Source organism: Catalinimonas alkaloidigena, assembly GCF_029504655.1.
GTDB classification, from domain to species: domain Bacteria; phylum Bacteroidota; class Bacteroidia; order Cytophagales; family Cyclobacteriaceae; genus Catalinimonas; species Catalinimonas alkaloidigena.
In genome coordinates, this window is record NZ_JAQFIL010000001.1 from 7,398,483 (window position 1) to 7,419,636 (window position 21,154).

Sequence of the window (21,154 nt, forward strand, 5' to 3'; positions counted from 1 at the left end):
AAAAGCAAACGATTGCATAATTACGAATACATGTCGTTTGCCTCCTCCTAGAAGAATAGGAGTTTATCAATACAACAGTTTAAAACAGAGATTAAAGATGAAGAAGTGTGCTACGACTTATTCAGTATTAGTTTTTTTATCAAGTTTCTATCTCTTTTCTTGTAATAGTGAGTCTACTGAGAAGAGTGCCTACCTGCAGGATGCTGAGGCGATTCAACATGGAGAGGAGCTTTTCTCTCAGTACTGTGCTTCCTGCCATAATTTTGATCAGGCTCTGATCGGGCCTAACCTGAGTGGAGTAACTACTGAAGCAGGTCATGAGTGGCTGAGCAAGTTTATTGTCAATGCGCCGGAAGTGATTCAGAGTGGCGACCCTCGCGCCAAGGAGCTTTACGAACAGTATAAGCAGTATATGCCGGCTTTTACATCACTGGAGGAGCAGGAAGTAGAGGCTATCCTAGCTTATATGAATACCTATCAGGAAAAGCCACAGGAAACGCAGTCTGCCCTGACTGCCGCCAATGCCCTGGAAGATCCTATTGCTGAAAAAATTCCTGATTCCGGCCTCACCCTGGTAATGGAAAAGTATTTGAAGGCTCCCCCTTCCGCCGATGAGGGCATACGTGCCCGGATTAATAGAATGGTAGCTATAGCGCAGAATGGAAATGAGCGAATGTTTATAAATGACCTGCGGGGAAATCTGTACGAAATCATCAAGGGGGAGTTTAAAGTCTTTCTGGACATGAAAGCGCAGATAGGAGAAAGTTTTATGAATCATCCCGGATGGGGTTCAGGGCTGGCTCACTTTGAATTTCATCCTGAGTTTGATCAGAACGGCTTATTCTATACCAGCCATACGGAAAAACCTGGTTCCATACCAGCGGATTTCACCTATGCCGACTCTATCAAAGTAACCGTACAGTATGTGCTGACAGAATGGAAAATGGATGATCCTACCTCCAAAACATTCTCAGGCAGTAAGCGAGAGGTTTTCCGTGCCAATATGGTGACGCAGGTTCATGGTGTGCAAGATATCAACTTCAACCCTACTGCCAAGCCCGGTGATGATGACTATGGCTTGCTGTATATTGGCGTGGGTGATGGAGGTGCCGCTTTTGGTAGATACCCCTTCATACCGCATCGTAAAAATGCTATATGGGGTACAGTTCTACGTATTGATCCCCTGGGCAATAACAGTAAAAACGGACAATATGGCATTCCTTCTATTAACCCTTGGGTGGATGATCCTGATGCCCTGGGTGAAATTCTGTGCTATGGCTTTAGAAATCCTCACCATTTTACCTGGGAACCTTCGGGAGAGAGAATGTACGTCACTGATATCGGGCAGCATCAGATTGAAGAAATCAACATCGTAGTACCCGGAGGAGATTATGGCTGGCCGGAGCGTGAAGGAACCTTTATGATCAATACCGGAGGTAAGGCTGATCAGGTATTTCCTTTGCCTGATAATGACCCTGACAAATTTATCTACCCGGTTGTCCAGTACGATCATGACGAGGGCAATGCTATCATCGGAGGGGTGATATACCAGGGAAAAGCCATGCCTCAGCTGCAAGGCAAATTTATTTTTGGTGATGTTGTGAGTGGAAAAGTTTTTTTCGCAGACCCGGATGAGCTGGAATTAGGAAAGCAGGCCCCCATTCATTCATTACAATTAAGACTTGAAAATGAAAGTGATACCACCAGTCTTCAGACGCTAAGTGGCGTACAGAGAGTAGCGCTTCGTTTTGGGACAGATGTTGATGACGAGTTGTACTTATTTACTAAGAGTGATGGTGTAATTTATAAAGCTGTAGGTTGTGAGGGGAATGAAATGGCAAGCACTGAATGAAGGTGGATGCCGGCAGCCCGAAGACTGAAGCCTCTAATTTCAGCCTTCAGTCTCCCGCTTCCTGTTTACCGTCCAACATGGCTATAATTTTTGCATAATCTTCACCCCCGAGGGCAGAGGCTTTACTGTATTGCTGCATTACCTGCTGCATAATGGCATCCTGCTTTTTGCCCATGCTCAAAGCCTCGGCATAGGGACGGTGAGAAAAAGTCACCATATTATAAAGCGGGGTCCACTGTTCGGGATAGCGCAAAAACAGCTCCTTTTCAATTTTTTTGCGTTCCACAAAAGTCTCGTCTGCTACCAGGTCACGCATTTCTATGAAGTTTTGCAAGGCCAGTTCGGCAATAGCATCCGCATCAGGCTTGCGGCTTTTCTGAAACTGAAAAATCACCTCAGCGAGATCATCAGTTTTTCCATAAAGCATTTCTGTAAACAAACGACAGTCTTCAAAAGCAGCATTCATGCCCTGTCCATAAAAAGGAACGATAGCATGGGCTGCATCGCCCAGCAATAGTTGCTTTCCATTGTATGTCCAGGGATAGCACCGAATCGTGACCAGATCTGAAGTAGGATTTTGGAAAAACATCTCCTCCAGGTCAGGCATGAGCGGAAGCGTATCAGGGAAATTGTTTTCAAAAAAAATTCGCACCTGCTGTTTATTCTGTAAAGCGGCAAAGGATCTTTCTCCTTCATAAGGGAGAAAAAGTGTGCAGGTAAAGCTTTTGTCCATATTGGGCAGGGCAATGAGCATGTAGCCTCCCCGCGGCCAGATGTGCAGCGCATTAGGTTCCATAGCAAATTCTCCTTCGGAGGTAGGCGGAATGCTTAGCTCTTTATAGCCATGGGCAATGTAATGTTGACTGTAATTGAAGCGAGGGGTCTTTTGTAAAGCCGAGCGTAACGCCGAGAAAGCACCGTCAGTGCCAATGAGCAGATCAGAAGGCATACGTTTTGTCTCTCCAGAAAAGCGGAAGCTGGCTTCATTTTTTGCCAAATCTATTTCCTCACAAAGGTGATTGAAATTAAAAGTAACCCCTTTTTCCTCCGACTGACTGATCAAAATGTTATTAAGTGCAGCTCGAGAAACCGAATAAATAGATTTATCATCTGCACTATATGGCTGCAAATGTGTCTCTCCTTCCAGGTTATGGATCATCCGGCCTTTCATGGGGATAGCCTGTTTGCGGATCACCTCCTCTATTCCTGCTTTACGCAATGCCTCCCAACCTCTGAGACTGAGTGCTAGGTTGATAGAACGGCCTTCTGCAATTTGGGCGTTACGAGGGTCATCACGTTTCTCATATACACTAACCTGATATCCTTGTTTTGTAAGAAGTAGGCTTAGCAAAGAACCCGCCAGCCCCGCTCCCAAAATATTGACACTTGTAGGTTGATTAGTATGCATGTAAGGTGCTTTTTAGAATTTCGTAGAAGCGGTACACCTCCTCAAAAGTGTTGTATAATGGGTTTGGCGCTACCCTGATTACGTTAGGCTCACGCCAGTCTACCACAATACTGGCTTCAGTGAGTTTTTGAAAAAGGTGTTTACCTCCCCTTAGTACAAACATAGAAAGCTGGCAGCCTCTTTCCTCCGGATTAGAAGGCGTAATAATTTTGATCTGTTGTCCTTCAGGGTCAAGCTCTTGAATGCAGCTTTCCAGAAAGTCAGTAAGTTGTATGCTTTTCTTCCTCAGATTTTCCATTCCAGCCTGGGCGATCATTTCTAAAGCGAATCGCTGCACGGAAGCAGATAAAATATTGACATTACTCAGTTGCCAGCCATCTGCGCCGTACATGGGTCGGAAGCCTTTTTTCATCTGAAAACGCTCCTTTTCATCATGCCCCCACCAACCTGCAAAACGTGTTAGTGTGGTATCACTTGCATAATGTTCATGGACAAATACACCTCCATTACTTCCCGGTCCGGAATTCAGGTATTTGTAGCTGCACCAAACCGCGAAGTCCACATTCCAGTCGTGCAGTTGGAGAGGAATATTACCGACAGTGTGTGCCAGGTCAAAACCAGCTTTGGCACCGATCTCATGCGCTGCTTCAGTGATTTTTTGGATGTCAATGTATTGCCCGGTGTAATATTGCACACCGGGGAAAAGTACCAGCGCAATTTCTTCCTTATGTTCATGCATCCTGGCGATGATATCATCCATGTGCAGCGTTTCTTCTCCCGGCTTAGGTTGTACTTCAATGATGGCATCTTCTGGATCGTATCCGCGAAAGCGAAGCTGGCTTTCTACCGCGTACTGATCGGAAGGAAAAGCGCCTGCCTCCAGCATAATTTTATATCGCTGCCCTGAGGGACGATAAAATGAAACCATCATCAGATGTAGGTTTGTCGTCAGGTTATTCATAGCCACCACCTCATGCTCATGTGCACCGGTAATATGAGCCAGCGAGGCTTTCAGTAATATATGGTAAGTTAGCCAGGGTGCGGGTTCTTCAAAATGGCCTTCTACCCCCTGACTTTGCCATTTATGCAGAGATTCCTGCAGATATTGGGTAACCTTTTTAGGTTGCAAACCCAGAGAGTTGCCGCAAAAATAGATTTTAGCTTTTCCTTCCTCATCTTTAGGAATATGAAACTGCTCCCGATAATGTTTTAGGAGATCGCTTTTGTCTAGTTGTAAAGCTGTATCTAAAAGTTTAGGCATGCTAATTTTAACATTATGGTGCGTAAGTGTTATCGTTAGATGGTGTGTAGTGTTATAGTTCCTATTCTCCAAAAACTATAACTCCGTAACACTTAGAACCATAACACTTTCCTAATGGCGCAAATTTTATAATTTTAGCGGAGTTTCCTATAATTTACTAAACTACCAACTATGAATATTGATTTGAGCAGCAAAAGAGCTATTGTCTGCGGAAGTACGCAAGGTATAGGCAAGGCAGTGGCTGAAGAATTAGCCGGCCTGGGCGCTTCTATCACTCTGATAGCCCGTAGCGAAGAAAAATTAGAAAAAGTGCAGGCAAGCTTACCTACAGACCAGGGGCAGGTGCACCATCATGTGGTAGCGGATTTTTCTCAACCTGAATACGTGAAATCAGCAATCCGGTCTTATCTGGATAAGGTGGACGAAGTGCATATCCTGCTGAACAATACCGGAGGGCCTCCCGCTGGGAAATTGTACGAGGCTGATCCTTCTGCATTTATCAAAGCGGCGCAGATGCATGTGGTTTGCAATCACATATTGGTACAGGCAGTATTACCCAAAATGCAGGCGGCACAGTACGGGCGTATCATTAATATCATTTCAACCTCAGTAAAAGAGCCAATCCCTGGTTTGGGTGTTTCTAATACTACCCGTGGTGCAGTAGCCAGCTGGGCAAAAACTTTGTCCCGAGAACTCGGCCCTATGGGTATCACAATCAACAATGTGCTTCCGGGCTCTACAAAAACGGATCGTATATGGGCATTGATCAGTAACCGGGCTAAGGAGCAGGGAAAAACGGAGCAGGAAATAGAAGAAAATATGAAATCACAGATTCCGCTGAGGAGGTTTGCCGAACCTTCTGAAACTGCGGCAGCAGTGGCATTCCTGGCTTCTCCGGCTGCAGCTTACATTACCGGCGTGAGCCTGCCAGTGGATGGAGGAAAGATCAGTTGTCTGTAATGATATTAAAAAAGCCTTCCATTTTTACAGGAAGGCTTCTTCTTAAACCAAATACCCGCCAAATCTTAAGTTGTAGAAGCGAAAGCTTTGCCGGCTTCTTTAGGGGTTTTTTTTAACCTGGCGATATTGAAAATTTTCTTGGTCTTATAGCCGGTATAACTACATTCGTAATATTTCATCAGCGTACCTTCTTTCTCCTCAGTAGGAGATTCTATAATTTCTTCTTTGACGACCCTAAGTGTATAGTATCCACAAGTAGGAGACTTTTCGGCATGCAGGTGACCCTTGTATTTTTCAATCTTCGTTTCATCTGTTTTTTCGTCTATCCAGACATCATAATCCACGGAGAAGATGTTTTCTTCGGCCTGCATCCCTTCATCCAGATATACATCCTCTTCTGCTTCGCTGAGTAACTTCATCTGGTTGCCAGTGCTGGAAATTCTGGGCTTATACCTTAGCTTTTGCAAACGCTTTTCAATAAATGTAGGGTAGTAATACTCCAGGTAGTTATAAATCACCACGCCGAGAATCATCCCAAACATAAAAGAGACAAATACGCCCACAAAAACATACAGCCATTCTGTAGCTAGTATTGAAGTTACAAAAGCTCCTGCTGCTATAAGCAGTATCAGAAAACTGCGCCAGAGTGTTTTTTTCTCATGCTTATTGATAAAATCGTACTTTACTTTTGAATCAGAGGTTCCAGCCAGTCTGATAAAATAAAAGATGAGCAAACCTACCCCCACTGCGATTAAGGCAAAGGATAGGAAATATAAACCCTGCCTAACGATATTGAGTAAACCTTCCATGATGATGTACAGTTATATTACCTTGTGTTTTGATATTGACTATGAGCGACTTGACATAAAAAATGTGTACACAAGTACGGTAAAAAGCATTAAATAGTGAAAAATACCCTTACTCTAGTTTAACGAATATATTACATCAGTCATTACCTCATCAATACAATAAAATTTACGAAAAAACTGCGTGAATTAATAGCAAGGAGACTATAAATTATCCTTTATAAAGACTGTCATCATCCTGTAAAGGTGCAGGCGGGTATTGCCCCCGTAAATTCCATGATTTCTATTAGGATAAAAGAAAGATTCAAATTGCTTACCAGCTGAGATAAGAGCATCCTGTAGCATCAGCGAATTCTGTACGTGCACATTGTCATCTCCTGTGCCATGAACCAGCAGGTAATTTCCTTCAAGCTTAGCTACATGTGTTAATGGTGAGTAGGCATCATACCCCTCAGGATTAAGTTGAGGCGTTTGCAGATAGCGTTCTGTATAAATGGTATCGTAAAAGCGCCAGTTAGTGACCGGAGCCACAGCGATAGCAGACTTGAATACATCATTACCCATAAACAATGCAAGTGAGGACATATACCCCCCATAACTCCAGCCCCAGATGCCAATACGGTCTGGATTTACAAAAGGTAATCTGCTCAGGTAACGGGCGCCGTTAATCTGGTCTTGTACTTCGTATTTACCTAATTGCCCATACGTTGTATGCTTAAAAGCCTTTCCTCTGCTACCAGTTCCACGATTATCTATGCTAACTACAATGTATCCTTCCTGTGTCAGGTAATGATGCCAGTAATCGCGATAGCCTAACCACTCGTCCTGTACTGTCTGTGAGCCGGGGCCACCGTAAACGTACATAAGCACCGGATATTCTTTGGAAGGATTGAAATCTGCCGGTTTGATCATATAGCCGTACAGCAGTGTATCTTCAGTATTGCGAAAACTAAAAAATTCTTTGGTCCCCAACTGATATTTATCAAGGCTATCCAGAAGCTCCGGGTTATTTTCCAGTACCCGTACCACATCACCCGAAGGAGCCTCATGCAGGCTTATTTTGAGTGGCGTTTGCGAAGAAGAATAGTTCTGTATATAAAAGTCACAGTCGGGACTAAAGTCAGCATTGTAAGTGCCTGCTTCCTGGCTGAGCTTTCTTTTTTCCTTCCCCTCAAAATCAATAGAGTACAAATGTCTTTCCAGCGGAGATTCCTCCGTAGAAGTAAAGTAAATAAGCTCTTTCTCCTCATCTACACCTAACAATTCACTCACTTCCCATTTTCCTTCAGTAATCTTTCTCTCCTGCCCTCCCTCTATGTTGTAGAGGTAAATATGCTTATAACCCTCTTTTTCACTACTCAATATAAAGTGTTCTCTATCTTCCAGATAGGTAAGATTGTCGTTGAATTCTACATCAACATAGGTATCGGAAGTCTCTCTTAAAATTACTTCGTTGGCTCCGTCGCCAGCATCCGCATGCAGAATTTCCATCCGATTCTGCAGACGGTTCATTCTAATGAAGGAGAGCACATTTGGGTCTTGCGTCCACTGAAAACGAGGGATGTACATATCAGTTTCTGCTCCTACATCTACACTGACAATCTTATTTTCAGAGAGGTGATATACTGATAAGCTTACTTCAGCGTTTTGCTCGCCTGCTTTGGGGTATTTGAATCGATAGTCTTCAGGGTACAATTCGTTCCAGAGCTGCATATTGTACTCTTTGACAGCGGCTTCATTGAAAGAGAGAAAGGCAATCTTTTCACTATCCGGCGACCAGTAGAATGCTTTGGCGAAGCCAAATTCTTCTTCATAAACCCAGTCAGCACTAGCATGAATCAATTCATTGAACTTTCCATCTTCAGTTACCTGATGCAGTTGCATATCATCGATGGTAACATAGTAGAGATTATTATCTCGCACAAAAGCCACCTTACTGCCATCCGGCGAAAAGGTAGCATAAGATTGCTTTCCGCCATCGTCCAGCGCCTGAAAGCTATCCTGTTTGATGTTGTATAAATAGTAGTAAGCTTTTGTGGAGCGACGATAGACAGGTTCTGTTTCGGTAGCAAAAAGGACCTGCTGTTCATCTGGACCTAGCTGATAATCGTCAAAAGCCAAAGCATAAGGCTCATCTTCGGGCAGCAGTTTTGCTCCATTTACCAGCGTGTCTACTACTTCAGCCGTGCTGACATCATACCGAAGAATGTGTTCATAATAGGCAGTATCATCAGGTACTACAGAAGTATAGTGCTCTCCGTCTTTCATCCATCTGATGCCCTGTACATCATACTGATAAAAGGTTTGATCTTCAAAAATATTTTCAAGCGTGATGGGCTGCTTGTCCTGAGCACATAAGTCGGAGTAGAAAAAGAAAAGAAAAACGGCTATTACAATCAATATTATTTGTTTGCTTTGCGGCTTCTTTGTATGTAGCGTACAGTGCATAGGAAATAATGGATAAAAAATAAAAGACATTTTGTTAAGAACAATTTTTCCCACTTAGAGATTATATGAGAACAAATTAGTCATCTTTTTTAGTTTTTATGTATTGGGCTATATTATAAGTATCTTTTAAATAAGTATGAGTACGATTAAAAACAAGAAAAAAAGTTTTAAGGAACTGATCAACTCCGATTCTACAGCAGTACTGGTAGATTTCTATGCTAGCTGGTGCGGTCCCTGCCAGACTCTGAGCCCCATAGTACAGCAGGTAGCCAAGGAACTAGGCGATCAGGTAAAGGTTATCAAAGTGGATATTGATAAAAATCCAGCCGCAGCTCAACAATTTCAGGTTCGTAGCGTTCCCACACTGATGATTTTTAAGACGGGGAAGGTACTCTGGCGCAAATCCGGCTTGATGACTAAGCGAGAGCTACTCTCTTCGGTACAGCGTGTGGTTAATCACTAGACATTAGAAAGCAAGACTACAAAAGACTATTTGTTTGGCTGACCATATAGATTTGGTATATGAGAGGATTTTTTGAACTGTACCTTTTTGCTCTTTCAAGAAAGTTTACTCCCCTTTCACCTTTCTTTTGTTTGAATAGGATATGAAGTCTAACAGACGTAGTAGGGCTATTTTCAATAGTTTAAAATAAGAAAGGTCGCTTCAGTAGATCGTTTATGCGTTGGATTTCCTTCAAAAATAATATGTACCTTTTTTTTGACTATTACATGAACAATATGCTAAAAAAAACCTTGGTAAGGCAGATGCCGCACAAGTTTTGCATAAGACATGTAATTATTAATCAAGTTTTTTTAAACCAATATTTTAAGACGTATGAGTAAATTGTTGCGTTATTTTTTATTTAGCTCATTAGTACTGTCCGTACTATTTTTAGCGAGTTGTGAAGAGGACACGGAAACTCCCATGGGGGATCTTGCCGTATCTCTTGATCCTTCAGGAAGTATTCAGGCGGCTCCAGGCGATACAGTAGAGGTTGAAGTGACCCTTACAAATGCTTCAGCCGGAGCTGAAGCTACAGCCCTTAGTGATAGCGGCGGAGATTTCATAGGTGATAATTTAGTTGCCTCTGGTGAGTCTGTAGAGTTTGTAGTTCCTGAAGATGCTGCTTCCGGTGATATTATCACATTAACATTCTCGCTTACCGATGGTAATCAGCAGGCGAATGCTCAACTTGAAATCACTGTTGGCTTTGAATCCATCGTAGATATAGCTACCAGAAGTGATGATTTTGAAACCCTGGTACTTGCGCTGACAGAAGCAGGTTTGGTGGATGATCTTCAGGGTGATGGTCCTTTCACCGTATTTGCGCCTAACGATGATGCTTTTGCGGCAGCAGGAATTTCTTCAGAGGCAGACCTTCCTGAGACTGATGTTCTGGCTAATATTCTTCAATACCATGTCGTATCGGGCCTAGTTTTATCAACGGACCTGGAATCAGGTTACTATGAGACACTAAGCGGAGACAGCTTATATGTTGATGTAACTGATGACGGTATTTTTGTAAATGGTGCTGAAGTACTGACTGCTGACCTTGAAGCAGGTAATGGTGTTATCCACGAAATTGAAGAGGTATTACTGCCTGATGTAACTTACTACGAGGCATTCTTGCTGGCTGCCCCTGATAGTGATGAGCAGTCAGAAACATTCTTTAGTACCATGGATGGTGAGATATACTCTTATGATGAAGTTATCAGTACAAATGAGACTGTATCTGAAACTATAGATTTTGGTTATTACTACGGGCTTACCGCAAATGCTACTTTGGCTTCGCCTGATGCGTACCCTACAAATATTTACGCAGGTCTTGTAGCCTGGAGTGTTAGAAATACCACTGTATTCAGAAGCACAAACTTAAGCCCTGAAGGCTTTGATGCCCTGGCATCTTCCCAAGGAGATGAGATTGAAGCTGAGTTTGAAGCAGGTACTGCTCTGAATAATACAGGGCGTGCTACTGGCTTAGCGGCTGATAATGTAGTTGCGTTCCAGACTGAAGATGGTCGTTTCGGGCTCATAAAAGTCGTTGAAATTGTAGACGGAAATGGTGATGGCAATTTTGACGGAGCTGAAGATGGAATTCAGATTGCTGTTAAGGTCACTCAGTAGTAGAGAATAGACATATTGTGAGAAAAGCTCTCCCATTAGGAGGGCTTTTTTTGTTTTATAGCATCGTAAAAACTTATCTGTATGAACAAATACAATTTAAGTGTGTTGTCAAAAATAGGGTGTAAGGCCGGGAAAGTATGCTGCGAGATATGAGAGCGTCTGTTTCTCTTCAGTCAGAAAACATCACCAGATATTTTTATGTGTTTTGGGTTCCGGTAAGTACACGATTGGAAATTTTTCAAACTAAATCAATGAAGAAGATGAATAAAGCTTTGCGTTATTTTTTGTTTAGCTCATTAGTGCTATCCGTACTTTTTTTAGCCAGTTGTGAGGATGAGAATGAAGGCCCCTCCGCATCTATCTCTCTTTCTATAGATGGTGAAACCATTGAAGACGATACGTATATCGCCCCTCCCGGTGCAGATATTGAAATTACTGCCTCTCTGGGAGCTAGCAGTACCGATGATATTACTGTAGTAACCAATGGTGCGGCAGTAAGCGTACCTAGTAACAATGTGATTACTTCAGGAAGCAGTATAACCATATCGGTAAGCCCAACTGCTACACTGGACGATGAAGCCACACTCACATTCTCTTCAGGAGGTGTTAACCGTCAGTTGGTGATAGATGTAGGCTACCAGACTGTGGTGGATGCAGCTATGTCTGACGGAAATCTTACTACATTAGTAGCGGCGCTGGATGCTGCTGATCTTGTAGAAACATTAGATGATCAAAGTGCGGAGTATACAGTATTTGCTCCTACCAATCAGGCATTTCAGGGATTGATGACCGCTTTGGGTGTTACTCAGGACGAACTTTTGGCAAGAGAAGATCTGGCAGATATTTTATTGTATCACGTAGTAGAGGGGACCTCTGGTTCTGGTGACCTTGAAAGTGGACAAATTATTGAAACATTGCATCCTGATGGCCTTAGCGTAGTGCTTACTATTGATGACAATGATAATATTATGATTAACGGCGCTACGGTAACTACGTCTGATATAGAGACGGGTAATGGCGTTGTGCACATCATCAACCAGGTGCTGTTACCACAAACGGTAGCTGAGTACGAGGCAGTTTTATTAGCCGCTCCTGTAGGACAAGGGCCAGGTGAGCGATCTTCCACTACTTTCTTTAGCGCAGATGATGGAGGAGTATACTCAGTTGATGATGTAGTTAATGGTACTGATGGAATTACTTCTGCCGATATTGATTTTGGTTATTATTATGGTGAAAATAACAATGCCTCTATCGCTGCTCCTTCTGACTATCCTTCAAACATATACAATCTTGGAGCGGGTGGTGCTAACTGGAGTGCATTGAATGCGACGATGTTTCGTCCAACCAATAACCTGACACTGGATGACTTTAATGCGATCAGTGCCGCTGATGCAGCCCGTCTGGTACAGGAATACGAAATTGCTACTGAAGATCCCACTACCGAAATTACTGATTTATCTGCCGGAGAGCTTTATGCTTTCAAGACAGTAGATAACCGCTACGGAATATTCTTTGTGGAAGAAATTGTAGACGGCAACGATGACGGCGAATTCGATGGAATAGAAGATGAAATTGAGCTTGAAGTAAAAGTGACTCAATAAGCCTTGCAGCCCTAGCTATAAAAGCTCTCTTTTACGGGAGCTTTTTTTTAGTTTATATACTGCATTGCAAAATCTTTTTTCTATATTTGCAGTTCTTTTTGGATAGCGTATTTAAAATACAAATATATCATGAGCGATCTGTTAAAATTTATAGAGGAGGAATATCAGGATGTACGTAAAAAATACCCTGAATTTCAGGCAGGTGATACGATCAACGTACACGTAAAAATTACTGAGGGTAATAAAGAGCGTATCCAGCAATTCCAAGGTGTTGTTATTCAGCGCCGTAATGAGAACTCAAACGGAGAAACCTTTACTGTAAGAAAAGTATCTAACGGTATTGGAGTAGAAAGAATATTCCCTTTGATGTCTCCCAGCATTGACAAAGTTGAGGTAATCAGAAAAGGTAAAGTGAGAAGAGCGAGATTATTCTATCTGAGAGGTCGCCAGGGTAAAGCTGCCCGTATCAAAGAAAGAAGATAGAAGTTAAGTTAGTATAAGATATAAGACTTTTGAAGCGCCATTGTCTGTGAGAGATAATGGCGCTTTTCTATTATTTACTTTTTTTTCCCCCACTTAAGTTTGTCGTAGTCCATATCGTCAGCGGGCTTGCTCTCAGGATTGTTCTTAGGCTGTTCGCCAGTGATTTTTGCTGAGCCTTCATAGCCTTTATGAGGGTGGTTACTCTGTCTTTCCTGTACATATTGCCGGCCATCTGCCGATTCATGTGATTGGTTTTCCATAGCCTTTTCTCCATAATAATTATAGAGCTTTTCAAGTTCCTGATCATCACTTCCCTTGAGCTTATGGATGTCTATGGAAGGAGCGTTTTTGATACGGTGAGCAGCTACCTTGAGCGCCACATCGGAGGCTTGAGGGTTGAACCTGAGTAGATGAAACGGAAGGGCGATATAGTCACTGCCCAAGCCTAAAATGCCTCCTTCTGACAGGATGGCAATCTTAGCTTGATTATCTTCCGGGTTGATTAATATGTCGTATATCTTCCCAATCTCTTCTCCTGTCTCATCATGAACAGTGTTGGATAGAATATTGTCGCGAGTGGATAAATATTGATTTAACATGTTTCTATGTGTGTAAATTTTTAACTAATTCTACACAGGTAGAACCAAGTAGGGTTTATAAAGTTTAGGCGCCGGAGCCTATAGTACCAAGCTGATTTACAGTTTTATCATACACTTTTAAGAAACCGCTTTCGGTTCCATCTTTGTAGCCCTTCTAAAGCCATATTGCCATTTTTGTGCTAAAATTTTCAATGAGTTCCTGCCTGCCCCTTTTTGATGACCTCTTTGTTCCTGAAGCTTATCCCTTGCATAATAACACTGCCAGCGACGCTGCCTTAGACCGTCAAGCTTCTCTACTGAGCAGGTTTCCCTTATGAAGCTACACTTACATCAGTAAGGTAATAGATTACAAGAGTTCATTGGCAAGGTTAGCTAACTCGGAGCGCTCTCCTTTTTCCAGCGTAATATGCGCATATAGCGGATGACTCTTGATCTTGTCTATCAGATAAGAAAGTCCATTACTCTGGGAATCCAGATAAGGTGTGTCTATTTGATAAATGTCGCCTGTGAACAAAATTTTGGTGTTTTCCCCTGCCCTGGTAATAATTGTTTTTACCTCGTGAGGAGTGAGATTTTGTGCTTCGTCTACAATAAAAAAGATATTTGATAAGCTCCGCCCTCGAATGTATGCCAGCGGAGTAATGACCAGTTTTTCCGTATTGAGCATTTCGGTAATGCGGGTATGGTCCTTATCATTCTCATGAAACTGATTCTGAATAAATTTCAGGTTATCCCAAAGCGGTTGCATATAGGGGTTGAGCTTGGATTTAATATCACCGGGCAGGTAGCCTATGTCTTTATTACTAAGCGGCACGATGGGGCGTGCCAGGTAAATTTGTTTGTACTCCCGACGCTGCTCCAGCGCACCGGCCAGGGCAAGTAGTGTTTTTCCGGTACCGGCCACGCCTTGGATAGAGACAAGCCTGACCTCTGGATTGAGGATAGCATGCAGCGCAAATGCCTGCTCAGCATTCTTGGGCCTGATGCCATAAGCCTGCTTTTTTTCTACCTTCTCAATACGTTGCAGTATCGGGTTGTAATAACATAAGGCAGAGTTTTTACTACTCTTAAGGATATAATAGCCATTAGCGCTTACCTGTTTGGGGTTCATGAAGTCTTCTACCTCAGCAAAGCCCTCCTTATACAAATCAGTGATCTTATCGCCGTTAACACGTTCAAACACGGTCTTACCACTATAAAGGTCAGCAACATGCTTTACTTTGCCAGTCTCGTAATCCTCGGCAGTCAGGTTAAGAGATTTAGCTTTTAAGCGAAGGTTAATGTCTTTGGTGACTAAAACGATCTTATGCTCAGGATACTCTTCTTTAAGTGAGAGTGCGGCATTGAGAATTTTATGATCGGGCTTTTTTTCATCAAAAATTTTCTCTGCGTCTACTTCACTTTCAGGACTCATTATTACTCTAAAAGAGCCTTTAGCCTTTCCATTTAGCGGAATCCACTCGCGGAGGGTATGGTCCTTGGATAGATCATCCAGCATACGGATAAACTCCCTCGCCTCAAAGTTACGTGTATCGCTGCCCTTCTTGAACTGGTCCAGTTCTTCCAGGACAGTGATGGGTATGCCTACATCATGCTCATCAAAGTGCATGATAGCATCATGAGCATATAATATGACTGAGGTATCCAGTACAAATATTTTCTTTTGGTTGGACTTAACCCCATTGCTATTGGCTTTAGACTTTTTAGTAGTAGTGGCACTGCCTGCCTGCTTGCCGGGCTTCTTTCTCGTAGTCCCCATAAATCATTTTGTGACGAATACTAATCTTCAATTGCTTGTACACTTCCGCGGATGTTGATGTTTTCCGAGAGAGGACAATAAATGTAAGGAATATCTTACGAAAATTTTAGCATAAAAATGTCTTCTTTTTCTCTTGGAATAATTTTGAGCACATTGGCTAACACGAGTAAAACCAAGGTTTGTGAAGCCCGGAAACGAGGCAGATGCGCTAACCGGGTGAATTCAGTAAGTGTGATGTGGGAATGGCTATCCAGGTATTCCATCAGTAGCTTCTCCTTCTCTCCGAAGGTAAACTTCATATCGCGGGGTTTGCGCCCCCTTTTGAGGATTTTCCATACTTCAGGACTAGCCTGCAGGCTTTTGTCTTCAAAGCGTACGTAGGCTTTGCCTTTGGGGCTGCGGATACGCTGACTCCTGGGTTTAGGGTGTTGTAAGTTTGCATTGAGGACATAATGTGGCTTTTTCTCGCTCTCTTTGATCCTATAGTGTACTACCGACTTTTTTCCATTGATGGGGACCACGTCAACTTCGTAATCAAGTTTGGGGCGACACCACTGGCGGATAGCTTTTTCCAGCACAAAAATCTCTTCATCAGCAAACTTGATCCCCGGTATATTACCATTATCATCTACCCCTATGAGTAAATTTCCACCTTTGGTATTGGCAAAGGCCACAATTTCTCTGATGATTTTCTCAGGATGGGCTACTTTTCGTTTAAACTCAATGTTTTCTCCTTCACCACGGCTAACCAGTCTCTGAATTTCCTGCATAGACATGACCCATAATCTTGTTAAACCTACAATAAACAGAGCCGCATACTTTCTATGAACGGCTCTTTTTACATAATAATAGCGTAACGGCTATATTTTATTCATCAAAATCGTTCCCATCACCATAATCAGGCATGGAGAACATGCTGCTCAGCAAATCTTTGAATTGAGTGCCGGCAGTCAATTGCTTTTTACTCAGCTGGCTGTACTCCGCTAGGCCATGTAAAGCAAATTCCATGAGGAAGAGTCGGGTGTTCTCATCTGTTTTAGCATGATGATTTTTGACAAGCTCTTCAAGGCCGGGCACACTCTTCAGGCGTTTTTTATATTCCTTATTGCTGAGGTCATTTAAAATATCTACTTCTTTGCCTTCTCCAAACCATTCTACGATCTTTTTGTAAGGATTTTTTTCTTTCTGCTTACGCTTGTCGTCCGGATTAGGGAAGTATTTCAGAAACTGGGTACGTATGGCTTTACCTACGAGGTTATGCGCTACAATGCCGGGACCTTCCTGCTCTCCTTCGTATACCAGCTCTACTTTTCCGGTAATGGAAGGGATGACACCAATAAAGTCAGAGACACGGATAAAAGTTTCTTCCTCATCATTTAACAAAGTGCGCCTCTCCGCGGCGCTCATCAGGTTTTCGTAAGCAGAAATGGTAAGCCGGGCAGATACCCCACTTTTTTCATCTACATACTCGCTCTCCCTGGCCTCAAAAGCGACTTGCTCAATAAGGTCATGAGCTAGCCCTGTAAGCTTGATTTTAGCCTTCTGTGGCTCTTTGATCTTGGCCTCCTGTGCGGTAATCTTCTTGCTGATCTCCAGCGTACGCGGGTAATGCGTCATGATCTGGCTATCAATACGGTCTTTCAGCGGAGTAACGATACTACCGCGGTTGGTATAATCCTCAGGGTTGGCAGTAAAGACAAACTGGATATCTAGCGCAAGCCTCACCTTAAATCCGCGGATCTGAATATCGCCTTCCTGCAAAATGTTGAATAAGGCTACCTGGATGCGTGCCTGCAAATCTGGAAGCTCATTGATCACGAAAATAGAACGGTGTGATCGGGGAATGAGGCCGTAGTGAATTACCCGCTCATCCGAATAGGGCAGTTTCAGTGAAGCCGCCTTGATAGGGTCGGTATCTCCGATCAGGTCAGCCACCGACACATCGGGCGTAGCCAACTTCTCGGCATAACGCTCGGAGCGGTGTACCCAGGCCACCGGCGTATGGTCCCCATGCTCTTCTACTGCACTTTTACCAAAATGTGAAAGAGGTAGCAGAGGATCATCATTTAACTCAGCGCCTTTGATTACCGGCATATATTCATCCAGTAATTCTATCATCATACGAGCGATCTTGGTCTTGGCCTGTCCCCTAAGTCCTAACAGTATAATATTGTGCATGGAAAGTATAGCGCGCTCCATATCAGGAATGACAGACTCTTCGTATCCCCATATACCTTCAAATACCTTCTCTTTTTTGCGTAAGCGATGAATCAGATTATCTCTGAGTTCCTGTTTGATAGACCGGGCCTGGTATCCACTGGCTTTAAGTTCTCCCAGGGTATGGATTTTTAGAAGTTGTTCAGACGGAATGTCCTGGTATTTCATCAAAGTTAAAAGTTAGAGGTTAAAAGTTTCAGGTCGCAAAAAAACATGGGTTCTTGCTGAAGAGAAGAACCTATTCTTAAAATAATACCTGAGACTACTGTTTAAAGTTTTTACGGCGGTTTCGGCGGTAATCTTCAAAAATAAGATTTCCCAAACCTTTGAGGCTGCTGTAGTAGGCATTGCCATTATTGACCTCGGTAAATTTCTGCACAAACTGTTTCAGATAAGGGTCAGAGGCAATCATAAAAGTGGTGACAGGCACACCAATGCGACGGCACTGTGCTCCTAGATTTAAAGTTTTGTTAAGAATTTTGCTATCCAGGCCAAAACTATTTTTATAGTATTTGATGCCCTGTTTCAGACAAGTAGGCTTACCATCAGTAATCATGAAGATTTGTTTGTTCTTCGTTTTACGCCGGCGTAAGATGTCCATGGCCAGTTCCAGCCCGGCCACCGTATTGGTATGGTAAGGGCCTACTTTCAGGTAGGGTAAATCTTTGATCTGAATCTGCCAGGCATCATTCCCAAAAACAATAATATCCAGCGTATCTTTTTTGTATTTGGTCGTGATCAGTTCCGCCAGCGCCATGGCTACCTTTTTGGCAGGCGTAATCCGGTCTTCTCCGTAGAGAATCATGGAATGGGAAATATCAATCATGAGTACGGTAGAAGTCTGAGTCTTGAACTCAGTATCATTGACCTCCAGGTCGTTTTCAGTAAGCATAAAGTTGCCCAACCCATGATTGATCTGCGCGTTACGGATGGAGTCGGTCATGGCAATCTGCTCCAGGGAGTCGCCAAACTGATAATCCCGCCGGTCGGTACTGGCCTCATCTCCGGCGCCGCTATGTGGTGTCTTATGATTGCCCTGCCCGGATTTTTTGAGCTTGCCGAATATTTCTTCCAGTGCACTCTTACGGATGGAACGTTCGGTCTTGGCAGTTAGCTCAAAAGTGCCGTCGGGGTTTTCATCGGTGATATAGCCTTTATCTTTAAGCTCCTGAATAAAATCGCCCATACCATACTCAGCATTGGTAATGTTGTACTGGTTATCCAGGCTGGTCATCCACTGCAATGTCTCATTAACATCACCTGAGGTGATCACCATGAGTTCCATAAATATCTTCAGTAGCTGATCAAAAGTACTTTGTTCCTGCTGATTGGGGTCGGGCTGGTAGTCGGTAAATCGGTATCCTAGCATATGTGCAAAACCTTAAAAATGACGGATTTGTTCTGTTTCTTCTCTATAACGGAAAAGAAAGCAAAGGCATTCGCTGAGGTGCCATTTAAATTTGATGTACAAGCACAAAATATGGATTTGATACGTACATAGCAAGGAGCTGAAATGTAGGCTGAACGATAATTCCCAAAGCTCCGGCAAAAAAAATTATGGTTCAGCTTTATAAAACCCTTTCCAATCTGAACGTTTTCTTCAGTTCTTTACCATTCCTGAGTACTTTAACGCGGATGCGCTTGCCTGGTCTTTTATTTACTAAAGCGCTAAACATACCCAGGTCAAGCTCCGGAGGTCGCCTCCCATTGATAGAAATGATCATATCGCCTTCTAGGAGGCCGGCACGTTCAGCGGGGGTGTCATCAGTAATTTTTGAGATGTAAAGCAGGCTGAGCAGTGGCCCGGTAGCAATCAATTCCATACCACTCATGTTGTACTCAAAATCTTTTCGGAAAAGCCGGTTTTTTTTGATGTACATTTTCTGATTAGCGTAGTCAAACACTACCCGAAAACGTTTGAGCACTGACCCTCCCATGTTACCATTATGCATGGTCTCGGATTGGGCAGGAAGTATCATGCTGCTGTCTTCAGGAAAAGAAGTAATAATGCCCTCCAGTTCATAGTCAGCAAGCTTCAATCCTCCAATTCGGCCCAGGGAGCCGTATATTTCACCACTTAACCCCCGACCCAGATAGCCTGATAAGTTTTTTTCAGGGACTGTAATTTTGGGATGAGAACTTGTGTTCAGGAGCAGCGAATGGCTGGCCCCGGTGTCAACCATCAGCTTGATCGGCACATAAGTAGTATCATTAACCTTCAGTTTTACATCAGAGAGATAAGGCTTGGTATCTTCTATACTCATAGAAAACTCCCGGTAAGAACTGCGAGGCTTAAAATGTTCGGGGCGATGGAGCGTAAGCTGTTGGTTCATATAATCTACTTCTACCACAAAGCGGCTAAATATTTCGTAGCCCAGTATACCGTGGATACGCACTCCGAGATGATTATCTAACTGTAAGTAGTCTTCCTGTAACACCAGCATGGCATTACCTTCGGCCTCTACCCCTTCCGGTAAGGCGAAGGAAATATTGTTACTCACAAATGCACTGATCTCACCTTCCTTACCAGCTCCCATCAGGTGGATTACTCTGTCATTAGGGCTGGGTACTCCCTCTACATAAATGTCATCAGTAAGGATAGCTGTGCGCACCCCCGTATCCAGAATAAACTTAAGCTCATGCTCAGCCTCGTTAACCCTTACGGGCACTACGATCAGGTTACTGTGCATCTCAAAGGGAATTTCTACCCGCTTGGTTCTTTTGTTGGTAATACGAAAACCACGGTACACAAACTGCGCATAAGTCACATGAGAAGCTACTTCTCCAATAGTAAAAAAAAGAAGGAGTGCGAATCGCATTAGAAATTTAGTACTCATGTGGCTGAGCAAGGTAGTTACAGGGTTAATGTGCTGAATCTCAGAATATATACTACATGTAAACTCTGTATATAACAAACAATTGGAAAAAAAGATTACTTCAAATTATACAATCTCTACTATGTAGGAGACGGGCCTGTTTATGTGTTTTATCTGAATAAAAAGAGCGATTTTTTGTTAGATTTGCGGTTTGTTCTATCTACAGAAATAAATATGTCAACTTTTTCGCTCTATTTTGATCTTGGCCTTACCCACATTCTGGATATTAATGGCTACGACCATATCTTGTTTGTAGTAGCTTTATGCGCGATTTATCTGCTCAACGACTGGAAAAAAGTGCTGGTGATTGTTACGGCTTTTACTATAGGTCATTCCATTACTTTGGCGCTGTCCACACTGAATATTATTACAATAAACCCGTCGTTGATTGAGTTTTTAATTCCGGTAACCATATTCGTCACCGCGATGAGCAACGTATTTAAAAAAAGCAGTGGGCTTCAACAAACCGGCGGACAGTTAAATTATGCCTTCGCTCTTTTCTTCGGACTGATTCACGGCATGGGCTTTTCTAATTATCTGCGTAGCTTATTAGGTAAAGATGAGACAATAGTGATGCAACTATTGGCTTTCAATATAGGTTTGGAGATAGGGCAAATTATTATCGTAGCTGTGTTCTTACTGCTTTCTTACCTTTGTGTAAACCTGCTACAGGTAGCCCGTCGTGACTGGAAACTGGTCATTTCTTCCGCAATTGCGGGAATCGCCCTTATGTTAATGCTGGATACTAAATTCTGGTAA

The 21,154-nt window shown here is 43.0% G+C and carries 17 protein-coding genes; 7 read left to right on the forward strand and 10 right to left on the reverse strand.

Annotated elements, in window-relative coordinates:
• Positions 1 to 97 precede the first annotated feature (97 nt).
• Positions 98 to 1,852: a PQQ-dependent sugar dehydrogenase gene (locus OKW21_RS30070; protein WP_277487005.1), complete on the forward strand. Its 1,755-nt coding sequence runs from the start codon at positions 98 to 100 to the stop codon at positions 1,850 to 1,852.
• 46 nt (positions 1,853 to 1,898) lie between these two features.
• On the opposite strand, the gene OKW21_RS30075 is transcribed toward OKW21_RS30070, so the two are convergent.
• The gene (locus tag OKW21_RS30075) at positions 1,899 to 3,260 is read right to left on the reverse strand and encodes an FAD-dependent oxidoreductase (protein ID WP_277487007.1); all 1,362 of its coding nucleotides are present in this window, start codon (positions 3,258 to 3,260) and stop codon (positions 1,899 to 1,901) included.
• The gene (kynU, locus tag OKW21_RS30080) at positions 3,250 to 4,521 is read right to left on the reverse strand and encodes a kynureninase (protein ID WP_277487008.1); all 1,272 of its coding nucleotides are present in this window, start codon (positions 4,519 to 4,521) and stop codon (positions 3,250 to 3,252) included. Before kynU ends, OKW21_RS30075 begins: the two co-directional genes overlap by 11 nt.
• Positions 4,522 to 4,692: 171 nt before the next feature.
• Here kynU and OKW21_RS30085 point away from each other — a divergent pair, with 171 nt between their 5' ends.
• Positions 4,693 to 5,481: an SDR family oxidoreductase gene (locus OKW21_RS30085; protein WP_277487010.1), complete on the forward strand. Its 789-nt coding sequence runs from the start codon at positions 4,693 to 4,695 to the stop codon at positions 5,479 to 5,481.
• 65 nt (positions 5,482 to 5,546) lie between these two features.
• On the opposite strand, the gene OKW21_RS30090 is transcribed toward OKW21_RS30085, so the two are convergent.
• Positions 5,547 to 6,290, reverse strand: coding sequence for a hypothetical protein (locus OKW21_RS30090; protein ID WP_277487013.1), 744 nt, complete (start codon positions 6,288 to 6,290; stop codon positions 5,547 to 5,549).
• Between the two features lie 201 nt (positions 6,291 to 6,491).
• Positions 6,492 to 8,687 (reverse strand): S9 family peptidase, encoded by a 2,196-nt coding sequence (locus OKW21_RS30095; protein ID WP_338130103.1) that lies wholly within the window; start codon positions 8,685 to 8,687, stop codon positions 6,492 to 6,494.
• A 184-nt stretch (positions 8,688 to 8,871) separates the two neighbouring features.
• Here OKW21_RS30095 and trxA point away from each other — a divergent pair, with 184 nt between their 5' ends.
• The 4 genes from trxA (at position 8,872) to rplS (ending at position 12,944) form a co-directional block, all read left to right on the forward strand.
• A complete protein-coding gene (gene trxA, locus OKW21_RS30100; RefSeq protein WP_277487016.1) occupies positions 8,872 to 9,198 on the forward strand; it encodes a thioredoxin in 327 nt (108 codons plus the stop codon).
• A 372-nt stretch (positions 9,199 to 9,570) separates the two neighbouring features.
• Positions 9,571 to 10,860, forward strand: coding sequence for a fasciclin domain-containing protein (locus OKW21_RS30105; protein WP_277487018.1), 1,290 nt, complete (start codon positions 9,571 to 9,573; stop codon positions 10,858 to 10,860).
• A gap of 251 nt (positions 10,861 to 11,111) precedes the next feature.
• Positions 11,112 to 12,461: a fasciclin domain-containing protein gene (locus OKW21_RS30110; protein ID WP_277487020.1), complete on the forward strand. Its 1,350-nt coding sequence runs from the start codon at positions 11,112 to 11,114 to the stop codon at positions 12,459 to 12,461.
• Between the two features lie 129 nt (positions 12,462 to 12,590).
• A complete protein-coding gene (gene rplS, locus OKW21_RS30115; RefSeq protein ID WP_277487022.1) occupies positions 12,591 to 12,944 on the forward strand; it encodes a 50S ribosomal protein L19 in 354 nt (117 codons plus the stop codon).
• 74 nt (positions 12,945 to 13,018) lie between these two features.
• Here the strand turns inward: rplS and OKW21_RS30120 are convergent, their stop codons facing one another.
• The 6 genes from OKW21_RS30120 to OKW21_RS30145 all read right to left on the reverse strand — a co-directional run bounded on the left by OKW21_RS30120 (position 13,019) and on the right by OKW21_RS30145 (position 20,356).
• On the reverse strand, positions 13,019 to 13,543 hold the full coding sequence (locus OKW21_RS30120) for a PRC-barrel domain-containing protein (protein WP_277487024.1): 525 nt from the start codon (positions 13,541 to 13,543) through the stop codon (positions 13,019 to 13,021).
• 346 nt (positions 13,544 to 13,889) lie between these two features.
• On the reverse strand, positions 13,890 to 15,152 hold the full coding sequence (locus OKW21_RS30125; protein ID WP_420870147.1) for a PhoH family protein: 1,263 nt from the start codon (positions 15,150 to 15,152) through the stop codon (positions 13,890 to 13,892).
• A gap of 245 nt (positions 15,153 to 15,397) precedes the next feature.
• The gene (locus tag OKW21_RS30130; RefSeq protein ID WP_277487027.1) at positions 15,398 to 16,078 is read right to left on the reverse strand and encodes an AlbA family DNA-binding domain-containing protein; all 681 of its coding nucleotides are present in this window, start codon (positions 16,076 to 16,078) and stop codon (positions 15,398 to 15,400) included.
• A 91-nt stretch (positions 16,079 to 16,169) separates the two neighbouring features.
• On the reverse strand, positions 16,170 to 17,687 hold the full coding sequence (locus OKW21_RS30135; protein WP_277487030.1) for a P-loop NTPase family protein: 1,518 nt from the start codon (positions 17,685 to 17,687) through the stop codon (positions 16,170 to 16,172).
• A 94-nt stretch (positions 17,688 to 17,781) separates the two neighbouring features.
• Positions 17,782 to 18,888, reverse strand: coding sequence for a vWA domain-containing protein (locus OKW21_RS30140; RefSeq protein ID WP_277487031.1), 1,107 nt, complete (start codon positions 18,886 to 18,888; stop codon positions 17,782 to 17,784).
• 199 nt (positions 18,889 to 19,087) lie between these two features.
• Entirely contained in the window at positions 19,088 to 20,356 is a 1,269-nt protein-coding gene (locus tag OKW21_RS30145; protein ID WP_277487033.1) for an aspartyl protease family protein, read from the reverse strand.
• Between the two features lie 213 nt (positions 20,357 to 20,569).
• On the opposite strand from OKW21_RS30145, the gene OKW21_RS30150 reads away from it, so the two are divergent.
• The gene (locus OKW21_RS30150) at positions 20,570 to 21,154 is read left to right on the forward strand and encodes a HupE/UreJ family protein (RefSeq protein WP_277487038.1); all 585 of its coding nucleotides are present in this window, start codon (positions 20,570 to 20,572) and stop codon (positions 21,152 to 21,154) included.

What these genes read in the sequence shown, in the direction of transcription:
- OKW21_RS30070 (WP_277487005.1), top strand. Translation starts at nt 98, where the DNA reads ATGAAGAAGTGTGCTACGACTTATTCAGTATTAGTTTTTTTATCAAGT.
- OKW21_RS30075 (WP_277487007.1), bottom strand. Translation starts at nt 3,260, where the DNA reads ATGCATACTAATCAACCTACAAGTGTCAATATTTTGGGAGCGGGGCTG.
- kynU (WP_277487008.1), bottom strand. Translation starts at nt 4,521, where the DNA reads ATGCCTAAACTTTTAGATACAGCTTTACAACTAGACAAAAGCGATCTC.
- OKW21_RS30085 (WP_277487010.1), top strand. Translation starts at nt 4,693, where the DNA reads ATGAATATTGATTTGAGCAGCAAAAGAGCTATTGTCTGCGGAAGTACG.
- OKW21_RS30090 (WP_277487013.1), bottom strand. Translation starts at nt 6,290, where the DNA reads ATGGAAGGTTTACTCAATATCGTTAGGCAGGGTTTATATTTCCTATCC.
- trxA (WP_277487016.1), top strand. Translation starts at nt 8,872, where the DNA reads ATGAGTACGATTAAAAACAAGAAAAAAAGTTTTAAGGAACTGATCAAC.
- OKW21_RS30105 (WP_277487018.1), top strand. Translation starts at nt 9,571, where the DNA reads ATGAGTAAATTGTTGCGTTATTTTTTATTTAGCTCATTAGTACTGTCC.
- OKW21_RS30110 (WP_277487020.1), top strand. Translation starts at nt 11,112, where the DNA reads ATGAAGAAGATGAATAAAGCTTTGCGTTATTTTTTGTTTAGCTCATTA.
- rplS (WP_277487022.1), top strand. Translation starts at nt 12,591, where the DNA reads ATGAGCGATCTGTTAAAATTTATAGAGGAGGAATATCAGGATGTACGT.
- OKW21_RS30120 (WP_277487024.1), bottom strand. Translation starts at nt 13,543, where the DNA reads ATGTTAAATCAATATTTATCCACTCGCGACAATATTCTATCCAACACT.
- OKW21_RS30125 (WP_420870147.1), bottom strand. Translation starts at nt 15,152, where the DNA reads ATGCACTTTGATGAGCATGATGTAGGCATACCCATCACTGTCCTGGAA.
- OKW21_RS30130 (WP_277487027.1), bottom strand. Translation starts at nt 16,078, where the DNA reads ATGTCTATGCAGGAAATTCAGAGACTGGTTAGCCGTGGTGAAGGAGAA.
- OKW21_RS30135 (WP_277487030.1), bottom strand. Translation starts at nt 17,687, where the DNA reads ATGAAATACCAGGACATTCCGTCTGAACAACTTCTAAAAATCCATACC.
- OKW21_RS30140 (WP_277487031.1), bottom strand. Translation starts at nt 18,888, where the DNA reads ATGCTAGGATACCGATTTACCGACTACCAGCCCGACCCCAATCAGCAG.
- OKW21_RS30145 (WP_277487033.1), bottom strand. Translation starts at nt 20,356, where the DNA reads ATGAGTACTAAATTTCTAATGCGATTCGCACTCCTTCTTTTTTTTACT.
- OKW21_RS30150 (WP_277487038.1), top strand. Translation starts at nt 20,570, where the DNA reads ATGTCAACTTTTTCGCTCTATTTTGATCTTGGCCTTACCCACATTCTG.